Consider the following 18831-nt stretch of genomic DNA (forward strand, 5'->3'; position numbering starts at 1 on the left):
GCTGACCTTGCCCGTTAGCGGGTAAACTTTTCGCCGGCGGCCGCCTTGTCGAGCAGCAATTTGCTGAACGAAAAGTCGCTGCCCATCCGCGCTTCCTGGTTCTTCAGGCCGTCGACGATCTTCTGGAGGCCTTCGCCGTCGGCCCAATGCATCGGGCCGCCGCGATAGACCGGCCAGCCATAGCCGTAGATCCACACGACATCGATGTCCGACGCGCGCTGCGCCATGCCTTCCTCGAGGATCTTCGCGCCCTCGTTGACCATGGTGTAGAGCGTGCGCTCGACGATTTCCTGGTCGGAGATTTCGCGCTTCTCGACGCCTTCCTTCGCGCGGAAGTCGTCGATGATTTCCTGGACGCGCGCGCTCGGGCTCGGTTTGCGCTTGTCGTCATAGTCGTAGAAGCCGGCCTGCTTCTTCTGCCCCCAGCGGCCCTCGGCGGCGAGCGCGTCGCGGATATTCTCGATCCGGGTCGGGTCGCGGTGCCAGCCGATGTCGACCCCGGCAAGGTCGGCCATCTGGAACGGGCCCATCGGCATTCCGAATTCGACGTGGACGCGGTCGATCTGCTCGGGCGTCGCGCCTTCGAGCAGCAGCTTGGTCGCCTCAACCTGCCGCGGCATCAGCATGCGGTTGCCGATGAAGCCGTGGCACACGCCCGCGACGACCGCGACCTTCTTGATCTTCTTGGCGAGGCTCATCGCGGTGACGAGTACGTCGGGCGCGGTCTTGGCGCCGCGCACGACTTCCAGCAGCTTCATCACGTTGGCGGGCGAGAAGAAGTGGAGGCCGACGACGTCCTGCGGGCGCGAGGTGCTGGCCGCGATTTCGTCGACGTTGAGGTAGCTGGTGTTCGACGCGAGGATCGCGCCCGGCTTGGCGATCTTGTCGAGCCGGCCGAAGATTTCCTTCTTCACGTCCATCTGCTCGAACACGGCTTCGATGATCAGGTCGCAATCGGCGAGCGCGTTGAAATCGAGCGTGGGGTTGAGCGCGCCCATCGCCTGTTCGACCTGTTCGGCGGTCATGCGGCCCTTGGCGGCGGTCGCCTCGTAATTCTTGCGCATTACGCCGGTGCCGCGGTCGAGCGCGTCCTGCGCCATCTCGACGATCGTCACCGGAATGCTCGCCGACAGGAAGTTCATCGAAATGCCGCCGCCCATCGTGCCGGCGCCGATCACGCCGACGCGCTTGATGTCGCGGGGGCGGGTGTCGTCGGGGATGCCGTCGATCTTCGACGCCTTGCGCTCGGCGAAGAAGAAATATTGCTGCGCGCGGCTTTGGCCGCCGCTCATCAGGCCCATGAACAGGTTGCGCTCGTCGAGCACGCCTTCGGCGTAGGGCTTGGCGACCGCGGCCTCGACCGCCTTGATGTTCGCCTCGGGCGCTTCGAACCCGCGGAACTTGCGCGCATTGACCTTGCGGAAATCGGCGAAGACCGACGGGTCGACGCCGGTGACCTTGTCCTGCCGTTCCGACGACTTGGGCAGCGGGCGTATGTCCTTGACCTCCTCGGCATAGGCGACCGCGTGCTGGAGCAGATCGCCTTCGATCAGCCGGTCGACAAGGCCCAGGTCGGCGGCTTCCTTCGCGCCGATCATGCCGCCGCCGGTGACCATCTCCAGCGCCTTGGGAACGCCCGCGACGCGCGGCAGGCGCTGCGTCCCGCCCGCACCCGGAAGGAGGCCAAGCTTGACCTCGGGCACGCCAAGCTTCGCCGAGGGAACCGCGACGCGGTAGTGGCAGCCGAGCGCGATCTCGAGCCCGCCGCCGAGCGCGGTGCCGTGAATCGCCGCGACGACCGGCTTCGAGCAATTCTCGATCGTGTCGACCACCTGCGGTAGCCACGGCATCACTGGCGGCTTGCCGAATTCGGTGATGTCGGCACCGGCGAAGAAGGTCTGCCCTTCGCAGCGGATGACGACCGCCTTGATGCTGTCGTCGGCTTCGGCCTGCTCGATCGCCGCGGTCAGGCCCTGCCGAACCGCCGCGCCGAGCGCGTTGACCGGCGGGTTGTTCGAAGTGACCACGAGGACGTCGTGATGCTTGGCGGTCGAAATCGGGCTGTCGGTCATGGAAGTCTCCGGGTCAGATGGCCGTGCGGCCGTAGCTCTGGTTGTTGAAAGGATGGGTCGATGACAGGCCGCCGTCGACGACCAGCGCGTGGCCGTTAACGTAGCTGCTGTCGTCGGAGGCGAGGAACAGTGCGGCCTGTGCGATTTCCATCGGATGGCCGCCGCGCTTGAGCGGGTTGAGGTGGCCGAGCCGATCCTCCTGCCCCTTGGCGCGGGCGCGTTCGTAGACGAACTCGGTCATGCCGGTTTCGATCAGGCCGGGGCAGATGGCGTTAACGCGGACGTTGGAGCCGGTGAGCTGCTGCGCCGCGGTCTTCACCAGGCTGATCACGCCCGCCTTCGACGCCGAATAGGCGGGACCGCCCGCGCCCGAGCGAAGCCCGGCGACCGAGGCGGTGCAGACGATCGACCCGCCGCCGCGCGCGCGGATCGGCTCGGCGGCATATTTAATCGCCATGGCGGGTCCGATCAGATTCACGCGCAGGATCTCGGCCCAGTCGGCCTGCTCCTGCTCGAAGATCGAGGCGAGCCCGCCCGCGATGCCGGCGTTGGCAAAGAAGATGTCGAGCCCGCCATGATCGGCGACGGCGCGCTCGACCAGTGCCTTGACCGACGCCTCGTCGCCCGCGTCGCAATCGACATCGGCGCCGCGCAGGTCCGCGCCGACGACGGTCGCGCCTTCGGCCCGGAACAGGTCGGTCGTCGCCTTGCCGATGCCCGATCCGGCACCGGTGACGATAGCGACCTTGCCCGCGAGCCGTCCGGTCATAGGCCGATCCCGATCGTGCTGCCCCCGTCGACGACCATCGCCTGGCCGGTCATGAAGGTCGAGGCCGGGCTGGCGAGATAGACCGCGGCGCCCGCAATCTCGTGCGGCTCGCCGATGCGGCGAAGCGGGGTGCCGCGCGTGACCGCCTTCAGCGTGTCGGGGTTCTCCCACAGCGCCTTGGCGAAGTCGGTCCGCACCAGTCCTGGCGCGATGCAATTCACTCTCACCCCGCTCGGCCCGAATTCGGCGGCGAGGTTGCGGGCGAGCTGGAAGTCGGCCGCCTTCGAGACGTTGTAGGCGCCGATGGTGGTCGAGCTGGTCAGCCCGCCGACCGACGAGACGATGATGATCGAGCCTTCGCCGCGCTCGACCATCGCCGGAGCGGCCATCGAGATCAGCCAGTGATTGGCGAGGACATTATTGTCGAGGATCTTGCGAAACTGGTCGTCGCTGATCCCCGCCATCGGCCCGTAATAGGGGTTCGACGCGGCGTTGCAGACGAGCACGTCGACCTTGCCGAATTGCCGCACGGTCTCGTCGACGAGGTTCTGGAGCGCGGCCTTGTCGGAGATGCTCGCGGCGACCGCGATGGCGGCGTCGGGGTGCTTGGCATTGATCGCGGCGGCGACTTCCTCGCACGCGTCCTGCTTGCGGCTGGAGATGACCACGCGCGCGCCCTGGTCGGCCATCGCCTCGGCGATCGCGCGGCCGATCCCGCGCGACGATCCGGTGACGATCGCGACCTTGCCGGTCAGGTCGAACAGGCCGCTCAAGCGTCGCTCTCCGCATGCTTGGCGAATTCGATCCGAGCGATCGAGCGATTGTGGACCTCGTCCGGGCCGTCCGCGAGGCGAAGCGTGCGAATTCCCGCCCAGCTATGCGCGAGCGGCGTGTCCTGGCTGACCCCCGCCCCGCCGTGCGCCTGGATCGCGTCGTCGATGACCTTCAGAGCCATGCGCGGTGCCTTGACCTTGATCATCGCGATTTCGGCGGCGGCGGCCTTGTTGCCCGCTTTGTCCATGCGGTCGGCGGCAAGGAGGCACAGCAGCCGGGTCGAATCGATCTCGATCCGCGCTTCGGCGATGCGCTGTTCCCAGATGCTGTGTTCGGACAATTTCTTGCCGAAGGCGACGCGTGACTGGAGGCGGCGGACCATCAGTCCAAGCGCTTCCTCGGCCGCGCCGATCGTGCGCATGCAATGGTGGATCCGCCCCGGCCCGAGCCGGCCCTGCGCGATTTCGAACCCGCGGCCTTCGCCGAGCAGGATGTTCTCGGACGGCACCCGCACGTCCTTGAGCGCTATTTCCATGTGGCCGTGCGGCGCGTCGTCATAGCCATAGACCGACAAGTGCCGCTCGATCGTGATGCCGTCGGCGTCCATCGGCACCAGTACCATCGATTGCTGGCGGTGGCGGCTTTCCGACAGGTCGGTCTTGCCCATCAGGATCGCGACCTTGCAGCGCGGATCGCCCGCGCCCGAGGACCACCATTTCTTGCCGTTGATGACATAGTCGTCGCCGTCGCGGTCAATGCGGCATTCGATGTTGGTCGCGTCGGACGAGGCGACGCCCGGCTCGGTCATCAAAAAGGCCGAGCGGATCTGCCCGCGCATCAGCGGCGCCAGCCAGCGGTCCTTCTGCGCGCGCGTGCCATAGCGATGGAGTACTTCCATGTTGCCGGTGTCGGGCGCTGAGCAGTTGAAGATTTCCGCCGACCACAGGATCCGCCCCATCTCCTCGGCGCAAAGCGCATATTCGAGGTTGGTGAGCTGCTCGCCTTCGAATTCGAAGCTTTCGTCGACGTGGCGGAGCACCCCGCCCGGCGGCATGAACAGGTTCCACAGGCCCGCAGCGTGGGCGTGGGGCTTCAGCTCTTCAATCAGGTCGATCGGTTGCCAGCGGTCGCCCGCGTCGATCTGCGTCTTATACTCGCCGACTCGGGGGCGAATATGCTCGTCGATGAAGGCGCGAACGCGGTCACGGAAAAAAGATTGGCGTTCCGTAAGGTCAAAATCCAAGTGCCTTGCTCCCGCTGTCCGGGCCCTCGGCCCGACGTGCAAACGGGCTAGGACGCACAGGCGGCGAGGGCAAGGGCGGGCCGGTGGAACGCTTGCCCCTACGGGCCGGTTGAACCGGTCATGCGTATCGCCCCGCCCCTAATCGCCGCCCTGATGCTGACCGCCTGCCAGGCCCAGCCGGCCCCCGAAAACGTGACGACGAGCGAGGCTGAAGCCCCCGCGTCGACCGCACCGCCTGCCGCGCCCGAAACGCCGGAACCGTTGAACGAGGCTGCGCCCGCTCCTCCTGCGGCCGAGCCCGTCCCGTCGGTGCCTGCGACCCCGGAGAGCGAAAAGAGCGCGGCAGCCGCCAAGCGCGTGCTCGACGATTATTTCGCTGCGCTGGCGACGAGACAATACGCCCGCGCCTATCGACTATGGGGCGACGACGGCAAGGCGACCGGCATGTCCGAAGCCGAGTTCGCCGCGAGCTTCCACAAGTACCGGATCTACGACGGAACCGCCTATGGCGCGGGGACGACCGAGGGCGGCGCGGGATCGATCTATGCCGAATTCCCCGTCACGGTGACCGGAATCCTGGCCAAAGGGGGCGGCTTTCACCTGTCGGGCCCGATGACGCTTCGCCGAGTCAACGATGTCGACGGATCGACCGCGGCGCAGCGTCGCTGGCACATTTCGGCGAGCGGCCTGAAACCCCGCCCCTAGGGAAAGCGAGCTTAATCCATGCGCCATTGACGCCCCCTGCCGAAGGCCCAAGATTGGGCCGATTAGGGAGAGGATCGATGACCGACCTGGACGCCTTCCGCGCCGAAACGCGCGCGTGGCTGGAAGCCAATTGCCCCGCCGAAATGCGGACGCCGATGCGGACCGAAAAGGATGCCTGCTGGGGCGGGCGTCACTTCGAGTTTCAGAGCGAGGCGCAGAAGCAGTGGCTGACCGTCATGGGCGAGCGCGGCTGGACCGTTCCCGACTGGCCTGCGTCCTACGGCGGCGGCGGCCTTAGCGCGGCGGAAGCGAAGGTGCTGAAGGAAGAAATGGCCGCGATCGGCGCACGGCCGCCGCTGACCAGCTTCGGAATCTCGATGCTCGGCCCGGCACTGCTCAAATTCGGGACCGAGGAGCAGAAGAAGGATTACTTGCCGCAGATCGCGCGCGGCGAAATCCGTTGGTGCCAAGGCTATTCGGAGCCGGGCGCGGGCAGCGACCTCGCCGGCCTTCAGACCAAGGCCGAGGATGGCGGCGATCACTATGTCGTCAAAGGGCAAAAGGTGTGGACCAGCTATGCCGACGAGGCCGACTGGATCTTCTGCCTCGTCCGCACCTCGACCGAGACCAAGCATGGCGGGATCAGCTTCCTGCTGTTCGACATGGAAAGCCCAGGCGTCTCGACCAAGCCGATCCTGCTGATCAGCGGCAACAGCCCCTTCTGCGAGACCTTTTTCGACGACGTGAAGGTGCCCAAGGACCAGCTGGTCGGCGAGGAGAATAAGGGCTGGGACGTCGCCAAATATCTGCTTGGCCATGAGCGCGAGATGATCAGCGGCATGGGGCTTGGCGGTGAACGCCAGGCGCTCGGCGCCAGCGTCGGTGAGGTCGAACCGCTGCTCCGCGCCGAGATTGCGGCGTTCGATGTCGACGTGCTGGCCTTTGCGGCGATGAGCGAGCGTTTCATCGACCAGCTAAAGGCGGGCGAGGCGCATCCGGCGATGCCGAGCTTGATGAAATATGCCGGGACCGAGCTCAACAAGCGCCGCCACGAACTGATCATGGCCGCGGGCGGGTCCGACGCGCTCGAGTGGGACAGCGAGCGGTCACGCGGCGGCAAGTCGGCGCGCGACTGGCTTCGCACCAAGGCCAATTCGATCGAGGGCGGCACCAGCGAAATCCAGCTTGGCATCGTCGCCAAGCATATCCTCCGCCTTCCGGGAGCCTGACGGCAATGATGACCCTGACCGACGACCAGCGCATGCTTCACGACAGCGTCGCGCCGTTCATGGCCGACGAAGGTTCGATCAAGACGCAGCTTCGCCACTGGCGCGATATCGGCTGCAAGGATGGCTTTGGCCACGGACTGTGGAAGCAGTTCGCCGAGCTTGGCCTGACCGGGATCCTGATCCCCGAGGCGCAGGGCGGCGCGGGGCTGGGCATGGTCGAGGCCGGGCTGGTGCTGGAAGAAGTCGGGCGCAATTTGACCCCATCCCCCTTCCTGACGACCGCGGTCGCGGCGGTGCGTGCGCTCGAAGGCAGTGCGCAGGCGGATCGCTGGTTCCCGGGAATCGTCGCAGGCGAGATGGTTGCGGCGCTGGCGATCGACGAAGGCCGCAGCCACGATCCCGCCAAGGTGTCGCTGGCGGCGACGCGGTCGGGCAACGGCTTCACCTTGAACGGCGCCAAGCAGTTCGTCGTGCATGGGGCCAGCGCCGATGTCGTGCTGGTCGCGGCGCGGACCGCGGGCGCTCCGGGCGAGACCGACGGGATCACCCTGTTCGCGGTCGAGCGTGATGCCAGCGGATTGCAGGTCGACAATGTCGCGCTTGCGGATTCGTCGAAGGCGGCGCGGCTGACGTTCGAGAATGTGTCGGTCGATGCCGATGCGGTGGTGGGCGAGGTCGACGACGGCTGGACGCCGCTGTCGCGCGCGCTCCGGTCGGGCCGCGCGGGTGCGGCATCGGAGCTGGTCGGGGTCGCCGCGGGGGCGTCCGACATGACGCTCGACTATCTTAAACAGCGCAAGCAGTTCGGGAAACTGATCGGCGAATATCAGGTGCTGCAGCATCGCGCCGCGCACCTGTTCGGCGAGATCGAAATCGCGCGCGCGGCAGCGCTCAAGGCGGCGCAATTGCTGGATGCGGGCGATCCGCGCGCCGACCTGTTCGTGTCGGTCGCCAAGGCCAAGGCAGGCCGGACCTCCGCGCTCGCGGTCCAGGAAGGCGTCCAGATGCACGGCGGCATCGGCATGACCGACGAACATGACATCGGCCTCTACATGAAGCGCGAAGCGGTGCTGTCGGAGATGTTCGGAAGCCACCGCTTCCACGCTGCTGAAGTGGCGCGGTTGAGCGGTTACTAGTCGCGGTCGAGCAGAAAGGTGATCCGCGCCGAGGCGATCGGCCGGTCGCGCTCGCGCTGCCAGGCGAAGGCCTCGACATTGGCGATACGCTTGCCCAGTCGTTCGACCACCGCTTCGGCCTGCGTGTCGCCATCGATCCCGCCGCGCATGTAGTCGACGGTGACGGTAATCGGCTTCATCGCCACGCCTTCTTCGTCGCCAAGGGCGGCGCGAAGCGCGTCGAAGGCGGTGAATTCGAGCAGGCCGGCAATCGCGCCGCCGTGGAGGAAGCCGGGCCGGCCGACGACATCGTCATGGAACGGCATAACCGTGCGCAACGATCCGGACGAGGTTTCGCGGCGAAGGCGAAGCAGTTGGGCATAGGGCGGATAGTCGGTCACCCGCCGCCCCTAGCAGGAGCGCGGGCGCCGGGTCACTCCTTCACTTTATACCCGCATACGATGCCCAGCGTGAACGACGCGAACAGCGCAAGCTGCACGTCCCCGCTGGGATCGGACCAGCCGAAATAGCTTTTGCCCCACGCGATCAGCGCGACAAACATCATGGCGGCGACTGCGACCATCGAAACGTCCCCAAAACTCCCGGCCCCGCGCGGGCCCCACCCCTTGTCGCCGATACAGGGTAAAGATCGGGTAAAGCTTGCCCCGCCGCTCCCGCGGCGGCATAGGCCGCGCGGGCGTCACCAACGGAAAGGCCAAGCGATGAAAGCGCGCGTGTTCGTCACCCTGAAACCGGGCGTGCTCGACCCACAGGGCAAGGCGATCCACCATGCGCTCGAGGGGCTTGGCTTCGACGGCGTCGAAGACGTCCGTGCGGGCAAGCTGATCGAGCTGGACCTGAAGGACGGCACCAGCGACGCCGACATCGAGGGCATGTGCCGCAAGCTGCTGGCCAACACGGTCATCGAGAATTTCCGGATCGAACGGCAATGAAGTCCGCGGTCCTGGTCTTTCCCGGATCGAACTGCGACCGCGACCTCGCCGTCGCCCTTCGCCAGGCGACCGGCCGCGACCCGGCGATGGTGTGGCACCGCGAGACCGAGCTTCCCGCCGATACCGACCTGGTCGCCGTTCCCGGCGGCTTTTCCTATGGCGACTACCTCCGCTCCGGCGCGATGGCGGCACGCAGCCCGATCATGCGCAGCGTCAGCGAAGCCGCGGCAAAGGGCGTGCCGGTGCTCGGCGTCTGCAACGGCTTCCAGGTGCTGACCGAAGCCGGGCTGCTGCCCGGTGCGCTGATGCGCAACGCCGGACTGCTGTTCGTCTGCCGCCCGGTCGGGCTGACGGTTGAAAGCAGCCAGTCGATCTTCACCGCCGCCTATCGCGCGGGCGAACAGATCACGATCCCGGTCGCGCATCACGACGGCAACTTCCAGGCCGATGCCGACACGCTCGACCGGATCGAGGGCGAAGGCCGCGTCGCCTTCCGCTACACCGAGAATGTCAACGGATCGGCACGGGGGATCGCGGGCATCCTCAACGACGCCGGCAACGTGCTCGGCATGATGCCGCACCCCGAACGCGCGTTCGAGAATGCGCACGGCAACACCGACGGCCGCCGCCTGTTCGAAGGACTGCTCGAAGCCGTCGCCTAAGCCTTGCGGCGCCCGCCGCCGATAGGTAGCGCAAGGGCTCGCGCGCCCGTAGCTCAGCTGGATAGAGCACGTGCCTTCTAAGCATGAGGTCGCTGGTTCGAACCCAGCCGGGCGCGCCACTCAAAGGTCCTGAAGCACAAGGATTGCTCAGCAGCCCTCAGAACTTTTCAAAGATGTTTACTATCGCGACCAGTCCGTCGAATCCGGCAATCTGGCATTCACCTACGCTGGATGATAACAGGCCTCGATGACCTTCTTGATCGCCCGCGCCCGCTATTATCGCTCCTTCACGGTGGGAAGCAGCTGACGCGCGTCTGATTGACAAGCAACCGCCCGCCCGCCCGACACCGTCCGGCGGGTTTTTTTGTGCCTGGAGAATTTGTGATGCTCGCTGAAGTCAACAATGCGGCCCGTAGCTCGCACTGGCAAAGGTTCTTGGTCGATCAGTCGTGGACGACGTTCACGCCCGACGACCACGCCGTTTGGGATGAGCTCTTCGCCCGGCAGATGCAGCTTCTTCGCGGCCGTGTCGTCAGCCCCTTCTTCGAGGGGGTCGACGAATTGGGTCTTCGTGACCCTGGTGTGCCCAACCTGTCACGCTTGAACGAGCGACTTGTCGAGCGGACTGGTTGGCGCTGCGTGTCGGTCGCGGGTCTCGTCCCCGATGAAGCGTTCTTCGCCATGCTCGCCGCACGGCTGTTCCCGATCGGCAACTTCATTCGAAGCAGGACGCAGATGGACTATCTGAAAGAGCCCGACTGCTTCCACGACATTTTCGGTCACGTGCCCATGCTCGCGGACCCGCGGATGGCGTCGGCGATGCGGTCGGTCGGCGAGTTTGGCCTGGAGGCAATCGCTTCCGGTGAAGGTCAGGTGGTCGCGCGTCTCTATTGGCACACCGTTGAATTCGGCCTGTGCAAGGAAGACGGCGAGCTCCGCATCCTCGGTGCCGGTCTTGCGTCAAGTTTCGGAGAGGCGCGCGCAAGTCTCGAGGATCCCTCCATCGACCGTCGACCCTTCACCTTCGAGGCGGCGACGGCTTCGCCCTATCGTCATGATGCGATGCAGCCGCTTTACTTCGTATCCGACAGTTTCGATTCCGCCATCGCCGCATTGCATCGACGCTGATTTGCGTCGCGGTCTGCAGCGCGCAGCTTCGGGCCGCGGCGATCCTTCCGCGCCAGGTCCGAGCATCGCGCGGAACCTGCACGCCCGCGGCCTGGTGGCGGGCCATGCGCCTCTCCACGAACCTGGACATGCAGTAACGCAGCTGTGGATCCAAGGTCCCGACGGGGACGGACCATTACAGACAATCCGGCAGATCGATCTCAATGCGACCGATGGCCGATGGACTTGGGCTGAAACTGGTGACGCCTTGCCGTTCGAAGAGATCGAGAAATACAAGTTGCCGCGCAAGCGCGACCGATTCACTAGGTCGATGCTATTTCGCTACCTGATAGCGCTCGGCATTCGGCTCGACGCGTTGGCAAAAGCGGATGCAATTCTACTCCAATTGATTGATGTGGCCGATTGGCCAATCCAAGAGGAGGGCTGGGAGGTAGGGAGCGCGCTGCTTCGTTGATTCTTTCCGCTCGGTCACCGGCGGCGGAGCAGGGGATCGTGACTATCCGCTATCATGGCCCCACACGCACATGACTTCGCGCTTGAAGCTGATACATTGCTCTCGATGGCAACCGGATCAACTTTCACTTGGTTGGATGTATGTCCGAAGCCGGATCGCAGATCGCTCGTCATATATGCGCTTGTGCTAGCGTTGCTTCCGATCACGTGGGCGGCGCTGCGACTTGGGGGCCTTCGCTTTGAGTCCTGGAATTGGTTTCTCGTCGGACTTGCCGGCGTTTTCGTTTTCTCTGGAATGATGCTCAGGCGAGCAGGCCGCGATCGGACCTCGGCAGCGTTAGAAACGATGGCACTTTTGGCGGCCCAAGGCACCGCCGTCATGATCCTGCAGTATCCTCTGATCGCTTTCGGCTTTCCCTTAGCTGACGGTGCTTTGCTGAACGCTGACCGCATGCTGGGGTTCGATTTCGCGGCCTTCGTAGCGCCCTTTAAGGACGCGCGTCTGTGGGAGATCGTGTCGTTCGGATATTACTCGATGACCTGGCAGGCGCCACTCGTACTGATCGTTATGTGCGCAGCCAATTACATCGATCGGGCCTGGCACCTGGTAACCGCCGCCATGATCGGCCTTTGCATTTCCGCGATTGGATTGATGCTTTTTCCGGCCGACGGATCTTTCGTCCTGTGCGGAGTTAGGCCGGAGGGGCTTCCTATTGTAGGTCGTGCATGCGATTACTCGGCCCTGATACGCGGGTTCCACGCCGGCGAACTGACGGTGATCGACCGCAGCATGCAACTCGGCATGATCTCGATGCCAAGTTTCCACACGACTGCAGCGATCCTTTTCGTTTGGGGTTTGTGGCCCATTCGATTGCTTCGCGCGCCGTCGATCTTACTGAATGCATTGATGATCATCGGCACGATCGTGATCGGTTCGCATTACCTCGTCGACACCTTGGCGGGAGCGGCAAACGCCGCAGCCAGCATTTTAGCTGCGAATAAACTTGCCCCCCGGAACGGTGAAAGCTGGTGCGATCCGCTTCAGGCTTGAGCCGCTGCCGTGGATGGTCGCGGGCGGCGGGCGTGGTGCGGAGTCATGGTTCCTGTCCACCTTTCGTTTGCGGCGAGACGGTCAATGACCAGTGGGAGGTGCAGTGTCGCCACACGTGGTAGATTCTAGCGTAAACCCCTTCTAGCTGCCCAACCAATCGGCACTGAGGTCGCCACGATGTCCTTCGGGGGCCAGCGCGGCGCGGAGGGCTTCGAGCAGGTCCGGGAGGATTTGCGTGAAAGCGTAGGGGGGATTGACGACGAAGAGACCCGCGCCGTTGTAGATGCCGGGCTGTTCGGCGTCGAACAGCCAATGCTCGATCGTCAGGAACTTCGGGATGCCGAGCCGGCGCATCTCCTGTTTCCATCGCACATGCGTGGCGCGGTCCTTCAGCGGGTACCAGATCAGCGTGACGCCATGCGCCCATTTGCGGGTCGCCGCGGCAAGCGTCGCCGTGATCCGATCGCGCTCGTCCGTTTGTTCGTAAGGCGGGTCGACGACCACGACGCCGCGCGGTGTTCGCGTCGGCAGCATCGCCAGCCATAATTCATAAGCGTCGCGCTGATGCACGGCGGCGGGCGTACCCCGCATGGCGGCGCGCAGGGCCATCACGTCCTGAACATGCTTTTCATTGAGGATCAGCACGTCCTGCGGCCGCAACAGCTGTGCCATGATGTGGGGCGAGCCAGGATACAGACGCCTATCGGGCGTCGAGTTCACGGCCCGGACGGCGGCACGATAATCATCCAGCAGCGGGTTGCGGTCGGCAAAGGCGCGGACCACTCCCTGCGACGCCTCGCCGGTGCGCTGGGCCGTGTCGTCATCAAGGTCGTACAATCCGCAACCGGCGTGCGTATCGATCATTGTCAGCGCACTCGGCTTTTGCTGCAAGGCGCGGACGAGCTCGATCAGCAAGCAATGCTTGACGACATCGGCGCTGTTCCCAGCGTGGAAGGAATGACGGTAGTTCATCGGCGTTCAGACTTTGCCGATCCGCCTATAGAAGGATCGGCGATCCAGCCTAGACTATGATTTCCCGAAATTGACCCGGCTCCAGAGTGCCGATGGACCAATCGCCAACCGACCATCGCACCAGCCTGAGCGTGGGCAAGCCGACCGCCGCCGTCATTCGACGGACCTGGCGGTTTCTTCCCTCGCGGATGGTGATCTTAAGCCAGTTATCGGGGATCGACCGGCGTTGGCGGATCGGCGGGTCGCGCGGCCACAAGGACGGTTCGTCGATACGCGCGATATCGGCCGGCAGGGTCATGCCGTCCTTGAGTTGGACGCCCATGCGCAAGCGTTCCAGTTCCACTTCCTGCGGGTCGCCTTCGACCTGTACCAGGTACGACTTCGGCAGTTTGAACCGCGGGTCCGCGATTTGCGCCTGAAGCCGTCCGTCGTCGCACAGCAGCAAAAGCCCCTCACTGTCCCGATCGAGCCGTCCGGCAGGGTAAACGCCCTTGACGGAAATATAGTCCGACAAGGTCGAGCGGGCGGTCGGCGAACCACGGTCGGTAAACTGCGACAGGACCCCGAACGGTTTGTTGAACAGGAGCAGCCGGGCCATCGCGCGTGCATATCGCTCGATCACCGCCATGTCTCCAGCATCGTGCTGCACGGACTTACATGCGACTTTAGCGGTCGAAATTTACGCGCCGCGCCATGGGTATTGGCGCGCCACACCCCATATGGCGGGCATGACTTTCTCCCCCTGGCCCGAGCCCGATCGCGTCGCCCCCGGACAGCGAAGTGTGTGGCACTTCCCCCGCCCCGCGGTTGCAGAACCTTGCGACGCGCGTGTCCGCATAGAGCATCGCGGGCAGGTCGTCGCCGACACCCGCGCCAGTGTCGTCACGCTCGAAACCAGCCATCCGCTCAGCTACTACATCCCACCCCACGACATCGCGCCGGGCGTCCTTCGACAGGCGGATGGATCGTCCTTCTGCGAGTGGAAGGGAACGGCACTCTATTGGGATGTCGTGTTCGGCGACCTCGTCTTGCCGCGCGTCGGCTGGAGCTATCCCTACCCGACCCGCGCCTTTGCCAGCCTGCGCGATTATGTCGCTTTCTATGCCGGCCCATTCGATCGCTGCACCGTCGATGATATGCCCGTCACGCCGCAGCCGGGCCATTTCTACGGCGGGTGGATCACGCCCGACCTTGCCGGTCCGTTCAAGGGCATTGCCGGAAGCATGGGCTGGTGAGCGACGATTTCGACGAGCCGCGCCAGCGCGCGGTCCCCAGCGGCCGGACCGCGCGGATCACCCAGTTCGGGCGGCTAGCCGCCGGAGTCGGCGGCGGAATGCTGGCCGAGGGCGCGCGACGCCTTGCCGCGGGCGAGCGGCCGCGAATGGGTGACCTGTTGATGACACCCGCCAACTTCGCGCGGCTCGCCGACCGCCTGTCGCATCTTCGCGGGGCGGCGATGAAACTTGGCCAGATGATCTCGATGGACGCGGGCGACTTCCTGCCCGCCGAGCTGGCGCAATTGCTCTCGCGCCTGCGCGACAACGCGCACCACATGCCGCCGCAACAGCTTCAGCAGGTGTTGGCCGCGCAATGGGGCAAGGATTGGCGTACGCGCTTTGCCCGATTCGAGCCGCGCCCGATCGCCGCGGCGTCGATCGGACAGGTGCACCGCGCGCATACGCATGACGGCCGGACGCTGGCGATCAAGGTCCAGTATCCGGGGGTCCGCCAGAGCATCGACAGCGACATCGACAATGTCGCGACCTTGTTGCGGGTGTCCGGCCTGCTCCCGGCCGAACTGAATATCGCGCCGTTGCTGGCGGAGGCGAAGACGCAGTTGGCCGAGGAAGCCGATTATGGCCGCGAAGGCGGGCAGATGATGCGGTTTCACGCGCTGCTGGCCGACGATCCCGCCTTCGTCGTCCCGCGGATCGACGAGGAATTTACCACCGATACGGTGCTGGCGATGAGCTTCGTCGAGGGACGGCCGGTCGAGACTCTGGCCGATGCGCCGCAGGAAGAGCGCGACGCGGTGATGACCGGCCTGATCCGGCTGGTGCTGCGCGAATTGTTCGAGTTCGGGGTGATGCAGACGGATCCCAACTTCGCCAACTATCGCTACCAGCCCGAGACGCGAAAGCTGGTGCTGCTCGACTTCGGCGCGACGCGTGACATCGCCGCTTCCACGGCGGCGGGTTATCGGCGGCTGGTCGAGGCCGCGCTGGCTCAGGATCGCGAAGCCATTAGCACGGCAGCGCTCGACGCCGGGTTCGTCGCGCGGGGTGCGATCGACAACCATTCGGCGCGCATCGACCGGATGATCGAGGTCATCCTTGGCGAGCTTCACCGCCCCGGCCCGTTCGATTTTGGCACCCGCGCCTTCGTCGACACGTTGCGCGACCAGGGAATGGAGATCGCCGCCGACAAGGCAGCGTGGCACCTGCCCCCGGCCGACCTGTTGTTCGTCCAGCGCAAGATCAGCGGCACTGCGCTGCTTGCCGCGCGGCTGAAGGCGCGGGTCGACGTCCGAACGATCGCCCAGGACGTGCTCGGCGTGACGGAACCGGCTTCCCACCTCTAGGACGGACCGCCAATTTCCGGCTTCGCGGAACCAGTGCGGGGCCTCTGGCATTGCGACTAGGCGTATCGGCTTCGTGTGGCATTTGCTGTCGCCGAGCGCGCCTTTTTGCCGGACCTCCGGCAACCACATGTCGAAAGGGTCGAGTTTGCCCAGCGCCATCCACAATCGACGGGTCATCCACCCGCTCCACGCCATCCTGTTGGCATCGACCCTGCCCCTCTTCCTCGGCGCGCTGCTGAGCGACTGGGCCTACAACTCGTCGCAGCAAATCCAGTGGCTGAACTTCGCCGCGTGGCTGAACAGTGGCGCGCTGGTGTTCGCGGGCGCGGCGCTGCTGTGGGCGGTGATCGACTTCTTTCGGGCAGACGTGCGTCGCGACCGGCCGGCTGCGCTCTACCTCTTGGTCATGCTGACGACCTTCATCGTCGGCTTCATCGCCGCGCTGGTGCACAGCAAGGATGGCTGGGCGACGATGCCGGGCGGGCTGATCCTGTCGCTGATCACCTTCGTGCTTGCCGTGGTCGCGGTGTGGCTCGGCTTCTCCACCCTTCGTTCGGGAGCGCCGCGATGAACCGGACCCACCTGCTCACCCTTGCCGGAATGACCTTGGCGCTTGCCGCATGCGGAAGCGACCCGGCGGCCGACCAGTACGGCCCCAACCCCAACCTGCCCAAGCCGCATCGCGGGCTGTTGCCCAACATGACGATCGCCGATCCCGCGGGTTGGGGCGACCGCCGTCCGACCGCGCCGGCGGGCTATACCGTCACCGCGATCGCCAACGACATGAAGATCCCGCGCCAGACGCTGGTGCTTCCCAATGGCGACATATTGGTCGCCGAAGGCAAGGGCGGCGGCGATGCCCCCGCGCTTCGGCCCAAGGACATGCTCGCCGGCTATTTCAAGAAGAAGGGCACCAGCTCGGTCAAGGGCGGCAACCAGTTGACGCTTCTGCGCGACGCCGATGGCGACGGCACCTACGAAGGGCGCTCGATCTTCGCCGAGAACCTCAACGCGCCTTACGGCCTCGCGCTGATCGGCAACCGCCTATTCGTCGCCAACCAGGACGAATTGGTCGAATTCGCCTACCAGCCTGGGCAGACCCGTGCGCCGGGCCCGCCGCGGTCGGTCACCAAGCTTCCGGCCGAGATCAACCATCACTGGACCAAGGCGCTTGCCGCCAGCGCCGACGGCCGCTTCCTCTATGTCGGCAACGGCTCGAACAGCAATATCGGCGAGCGTGGCATGGCTGCGGAAGAAGAGCGCGCGATGGTGTGGGAAGTCGACGTCGCCACCGGCGCGCATCGCCGCTTCGCGACCGGGCTTCGCAACCCGACTGCGCTCGCGGTGCAGCCGGGTAGCGGGCAATTGTTCGCGGTGGTCAACGAGCGCGACGAACTGGGCGCCAACCTCGTCCCCGATTATCTGACCTCGGTTCGCGAAGGCGCTTTCTACGGCTGGCCCTACGCCTATTGGGGCCCCAACCCCGATCGGCGCGTGCAGCCGTTCAAGGAAGATATGGTCAGGAAGGCGGTTCGCCCGGACTATTCTCTGCAGTCGCATACCGCACCGCTGGGCCTGTCGTTCAGCAGCGCGGCGATGGGTCCGCAGTTCGCCGACGGCGCGTTCGTCGGGATGCACGGCAGCTGGAACCGCGAGAAGCCGGTCGGCTACAAGGTCGTGTTCGTGCCGTTCCGCGGCGGTCGTCCCGCCGGTCCGCCGGTCGATTTCCTGGCCGGCTTCCAGGCCAACGGGAAGACGTTCGGGCGACCGGTCGGCGTGACCGTCGATCCGCGCGGCGCGCTGATCGTCGCGGACGATTTGTCCAACACCATCTGGCGCGTGACCCCGACCCGCTGACGCATCGCCCATTGCAGTTGGGCGATAGTTGGTGAACCCTGCCATTCCTCATACCGAGTGCATGGCAGGGAGAGTGCGATGGCGGGCCTGACGATCGATCGAGCGTGGAAGGCGTTCGGGATCACCGCGGTCCTGAATGGCGTCAGCCTCGACATCGCCGACGGTGAATTCTGCGTCATCGTCGGCGCATCGGGATGCGGCAAGTCGACGCTGCTCCGATCGATCGCTGGGCTCGAGCAACTCGATTCGGGGTCGATCGCGATCGGCGACACGCGAGTCGATGAATTGCCCCCGTCGAAGCGCGGCATCGCGATGGTGTTCCAGTCCTACGCGCTCTACCCGCACCTCAGCGTCTACGAGAATATGGCGTTCGCACTCCGCCTGGCGAAGCGTTCGAAAGCGGAGGTCGACGAGTCGGTACGCCGCGCAAGCGCGATCCTCGGTCTCGACGAACTGCTCGACCGCAAGCCCGCCGCGCTGTCGGGCGGGCAGCGGCAGCGGGTAGCGATCGGCCGCGCCATCGTTCGCCAGCCCGACGTCTTCCTGTTCGACGAGCCGCTGTCCAACCTCGACGCCAGCCTTCGCAACCGGATGCGGTTTGAGTTCGCCGCGCTTCATCGGCAGCTTGGAACGACCACGGTCTATGTGACCCACGACCAGGTCGAAGCGATGACGCTGGCCGACCGGATCGTGGTGATGCGCAATGGCGTGATCGAGCAGGCCGGGACGCCGTCGGATCTCTACGAACGGCCCGCAAACCGCTTCGTCGCCGGGTTCATCGGATCGCCGCAGATGAACTTTCTCGACGGACGCATCGTCGAGCGAACCGGTGGCCGCGCGCTCGAGCTGGCCGACGGCAAGCGGATCGACTTGCCGCGGGCGCCCGACGCGGACATCGGTGCACCGGTCACGCTGGGCGTCCGGCCCGAACATTGGCGCGCGGGCGACGGCGACGGCATCGACCTGACCGCACGCTTCATCGAGCGGCTAGGGAGCAGCGTGAACGTCCACCTCGACGGTGCCGGCGAAGGCGACCCGCCGCTGATCTGGCACCATGTCGAGCCCGCCCGCGTCAGCGAAGGCGAGCGCGTGACGCTCACTCCCGATCCCCGCCATTTCCACCTGTTCGACCAGGGCGGCGAGGCGATCCGCCTTTCCTGACCCAGTGTGACCAAAAAGTGACTTGCCGCGCTTCGATGTAACCGGTTACATCGACGGCGCCGGATGATTGGTCCGGCGTGCAGATCGACCAGCGGCAACAGATCGC

The 18831-nt window shown here is 65.5% G+C and carries 21 protein-coding genes and 1 tRNA gene; 14 read left to right on the forward strand and 8 right to left on the reverse strand.

Annotated features, from left to right (window positions below; genetic code table 11):
* Positions 1–14 precede the first annotated feature (14 nt).
* Genes SH584_RS04700 through SH584_RS04715 form a run of 4 tightly spaced genes read right to left on the reverse strand, consistent with a single transcriptional unit; the run spans position 15 to position 4858 of the window.
* A complete protein-coding gene (locus tag SH584_RS04700) occupies positions 15–2072 on the reverse strand; it encodes a 3-hydroxyacyl-CoA dehydrogenase NAD-binding domain-containing protein (RefSeq protein WP_324808943.1) in 2058 nt (685 codons plus the stop codon).
* A 13-nt stretch (positions 2073–2085) separates the two neighbouring features.
* On the reverse strand, positions 2086–2841 hold the full coding sequence (locus SH584_RS04705) for an SDR family NAD(P)-dependent oxidoreductase (RefSeq protein ID WP_324808945.1): 756 nt from the start codon (positions 2839–2841) through the stop codon (positions 2086–2088).
* Complete coding sequence (locus SH584_RS04710; RefSeq protein WP_324808947.1) at positions 2838–3614, reverse strand: SDR family oxidoreductase; 777 nt, start codon at positions 3612–3614, stop codon at positions 2838–2840. The genes SH584_RS04705 and SH584_RS04710 overlap by 4 nt, the downstream gene beginning before the upstream one ends.
* A complete protein-coding gene (locus SH584_RS04715) occupies positions 3611–4858 on the reverse strand; it encodes an acyl-CoA dehydrogenase family protein (protein WP_324808949.1) in 1248 nt (415 codons plus the stop codon). Before SH584_RS04715 ends, SH584_RS04710 begins: the two co-directional genes overlap by 4 nt.
* Before the next feature lie 120 nt (positions 4859–4978).
* On the opposite strand from SH584_RS04715, the gene SH584_RS04720 reads away from it, so the two are divergent.
* The 3 genes from SH584_RS04720 (at position 4979) to SH584_RS04730 (ending at position 7928) form a co-directional block, all read left to right on the forward strand.
* Positions 4979–5563, forward strand: coding sequence for a hypothetical protein (locus SH584_RS04720; RefSeq protein WP_324808950.1), 585 nt, complete (start codon positions 4979–4981; stop codon positions 5561–5563).
* 77 nt (positions 5564–5640) lie between these two features.
* Complete coding sequence (locus SH584_RS04725; protein WP_324808951.1) at positions 5641–6792, forward strand: acyl-CoA dehydrogenase family protein; 1152 nt, start codon at positions 5641–5643, stop codon at positions 6790–6792.
* Positions 6793–6800: 8 nt separating this feature from the next.
* On the forward strand, positions 6801–7928 hold the full coding sequence (locus tag SH584_RS04730) for an acyl-CoA dehydrogenase family protein (RefSeq protein WP_324809475.1): 1128 nt from the start codon (positions 6801–6803) through the stop codon (positions 7926–7928).
* Here SH584_RS04730 and SH584_RS04735 read toward each other — a convergent pair.
* A complete protein-coding gene (locus SH584_RS04735) occupies positions 7925–8308 on the reverse strand; it encodes a PaaI family thioesterase (protein ID WP_324808953.1) in 384 nt (127 codons plus the stop codon). The genes SH584_RS04730 and SH584_RS04735 overlap by 4 nt on opposite strands.
* Before the next feature lie 32 nt (positions 8309–8340).
* A complete protein-coding gene (locus SH584_RS04740; protein ID WP_322842637.1) occupies positions 8341–8490 on the reverse strand; it encodes a hypothetical protein in 150 nt (49 codons plus the stop codon).
* 139 nt (positions 8491–8629) lie between these two features.
* On the opposite strand from SH584_RS04740, the gene purS reads away from it, so the two are divergent.
* The 6 genes from purS to SH584_RS04770 all read left to right on the forward strand — a co-directional run bounded on the left by purS (position 8630) and on the right by SH584_RS04770 (position 12154).
* The gene (gene purS, locus SH584_RS04745; RefSeq protein WP_322842636.1) at positions 8630–8860 is read left to right on the forward strand and encodes a phosphoribosylformylglycinamidine synthase subunit PurS; all 231 of its coding nucleotides are present in this window, start codon (positions 8630–8632) and stop codon (positions 8858–8860) included.
* A complete protein-coding gene (purQ, locus tag SH584_RS04750; RefSeq protein WP_324808956.1) occupies positions 8857–9522 on the forward strand; it encodes a phosphoribosylformylglycinamidine synthase subunit PurQ in 666 nt (221 codons plus the stop codon). Before purS ends, purQ begins: the two co-directional genes overlap by 4 nt.
* 42 nt (positions 9523–9564) lie before the next feature.
* Positions 9565–9641, forward strand: a tRNA-Arg gene (locus SH584_RS04755).
* A 265-nt stretch (positions 9642–9906) separates the two neighbouring features.
* Positions 9907–10650: a phenylalanine 4-monooxygenase gene (locus SH584_RS04760; RefSeq protein WP_324808958.1), complete on the forward strand. Its 744-nt coding sequence runs from the start codon at positions 9907–9909 to the stop codon at positions 10648–10650.
* A 1-nt stretch (position 10651) separates the two neighbouring features.
* Entirely contained in the window at positions 10652–11104 is a 453-nt protein-coding gene (locus SH584_RS04765) for a hypothetical protein (protein WP_324808960.1), read from the forward strand.
* Between the two features lie 378 nt (positions 11105–11482).
* Positions 11483–12154 carry a phosphatase PAP2 family protein gene (locus SH584_RS04770; RefSeq protein ID WP_324808962.1) on the forward strand — a complete coding sequence of 224 codons (672 nt, stop codon included), beginning with the start codon at positions 11483–11485 and terminating at the stop codon, positions 12152–12154.
* 141 nt (positions 12155–12295) lie between these two features.
* Here SH584_RS04770 and SH584_RS04775 read toward each other — a convergent pair whose 3' ends face one another.
* Together SH584_RS04775 and SH584_RS04780 are read right to left on the reverse strand one after the other, a co-directional pair.
* On the reverse strand, positions 12296–13126 hold the full coding sequence (locus tag SH584_RS04775; protein ID WP_324808964.1) for a 23S rRNA (adenine(2030)-N(6))-methyltransferase RlmJ: 831 nt from the start codon (positions 13124–13126) through the stop codon (positions 12296–12298).
* A gap of 49 nt (positions 13127–13175) precedes the next feature.
* Positions 13176–13724 carry a pseudouridine synthase gene (locus SH584_RS04780; protein WP_324809477.1) on the reverse strand — a complete coding sequence of 183 codons (549 nt, stop codon included), beginning with the start codon at positions 13722–13724 and terminating at the stop codon, positions 13176–13178.
* Positions 13725–13854: 130 nt separating this feature from the next.
* Here SH584_RS04780 and SH584_RS04785 point away from each other — a divergent pair, with 130 nt between their 5' ends.
* From SH584_RS04785 to SH584_RS04805, 5 genes are all read left to right on the forward strand, one after another.
* Entirely contained in the window at positions 13855–14361 is a 507-nt protein-coding gene (locus tag SH584_RS04785) for a DUF427 domain-containing protein (protein WP_324808966.1), read from the forward strand.
* Positions 14358–15707, forward strand: a complete 1350-nt coding sequence (locus tag SH584_RS04790) for an ABC1 kinase family protein (RefSeq protein ID WP_324808968.1) — start codon at positions 14358–14360, stop codon at positions 15705–15707. The genes SH584_RS04785 and SH584_RS04790 overlap by 4 nt, the downstream gene beginning before the upstream one ends.
* A 145-nt stretch (positions 15708–15852) precedes the next feature.
* On the forward strand, positions 15853–16278 hold the full coding sequence (locus tag SH584_RS04795; protein ID WP_324808970.1) for a DUF2231 domain-containing protein: 426 nt from the start codon (positions 15853–15855) through the stop codon (positions 16276–16278).
* On the forward strand, positions 16275–17564 hold the full coding sequence (locus tag SH584_RS04800; protein ID WP_324808971.1) for a PQQ-dependent sugar dehydrogenase: 1290 nt from the start codon (positions 16275–16277) through the stop codon (positions 17562–17564). The genes SH584_RS04795 and SH584_RS04800 overlap by 4 nt, the downstream gene beginning before the upstream one ends.
* 78 nt (positions 17565–17642) lie before the next feature.
* Complete coding sequence (locus tag SH584_RS04805) at positions 17643–18725, forward strand: ABC transporter ATP-binding protein (RefSeq protein ID WP_324808973.1); 1083 nt, start codon at positions 17643–17645, stop codon at positions 18723–18725.
* Positions 18726–18831: the final 106 nt, after the last annotated feature.

The organism is Sphingomonas sp. LY29, from assembly GCF_035593985.1.
In the GTDB taxonomy this organism is placed as follows: Bacteria; Pseudomonadota; Alphaproteobacteria; order Sphingomonadales; family Sphingomonadaceae; genus Sphingomicrobium.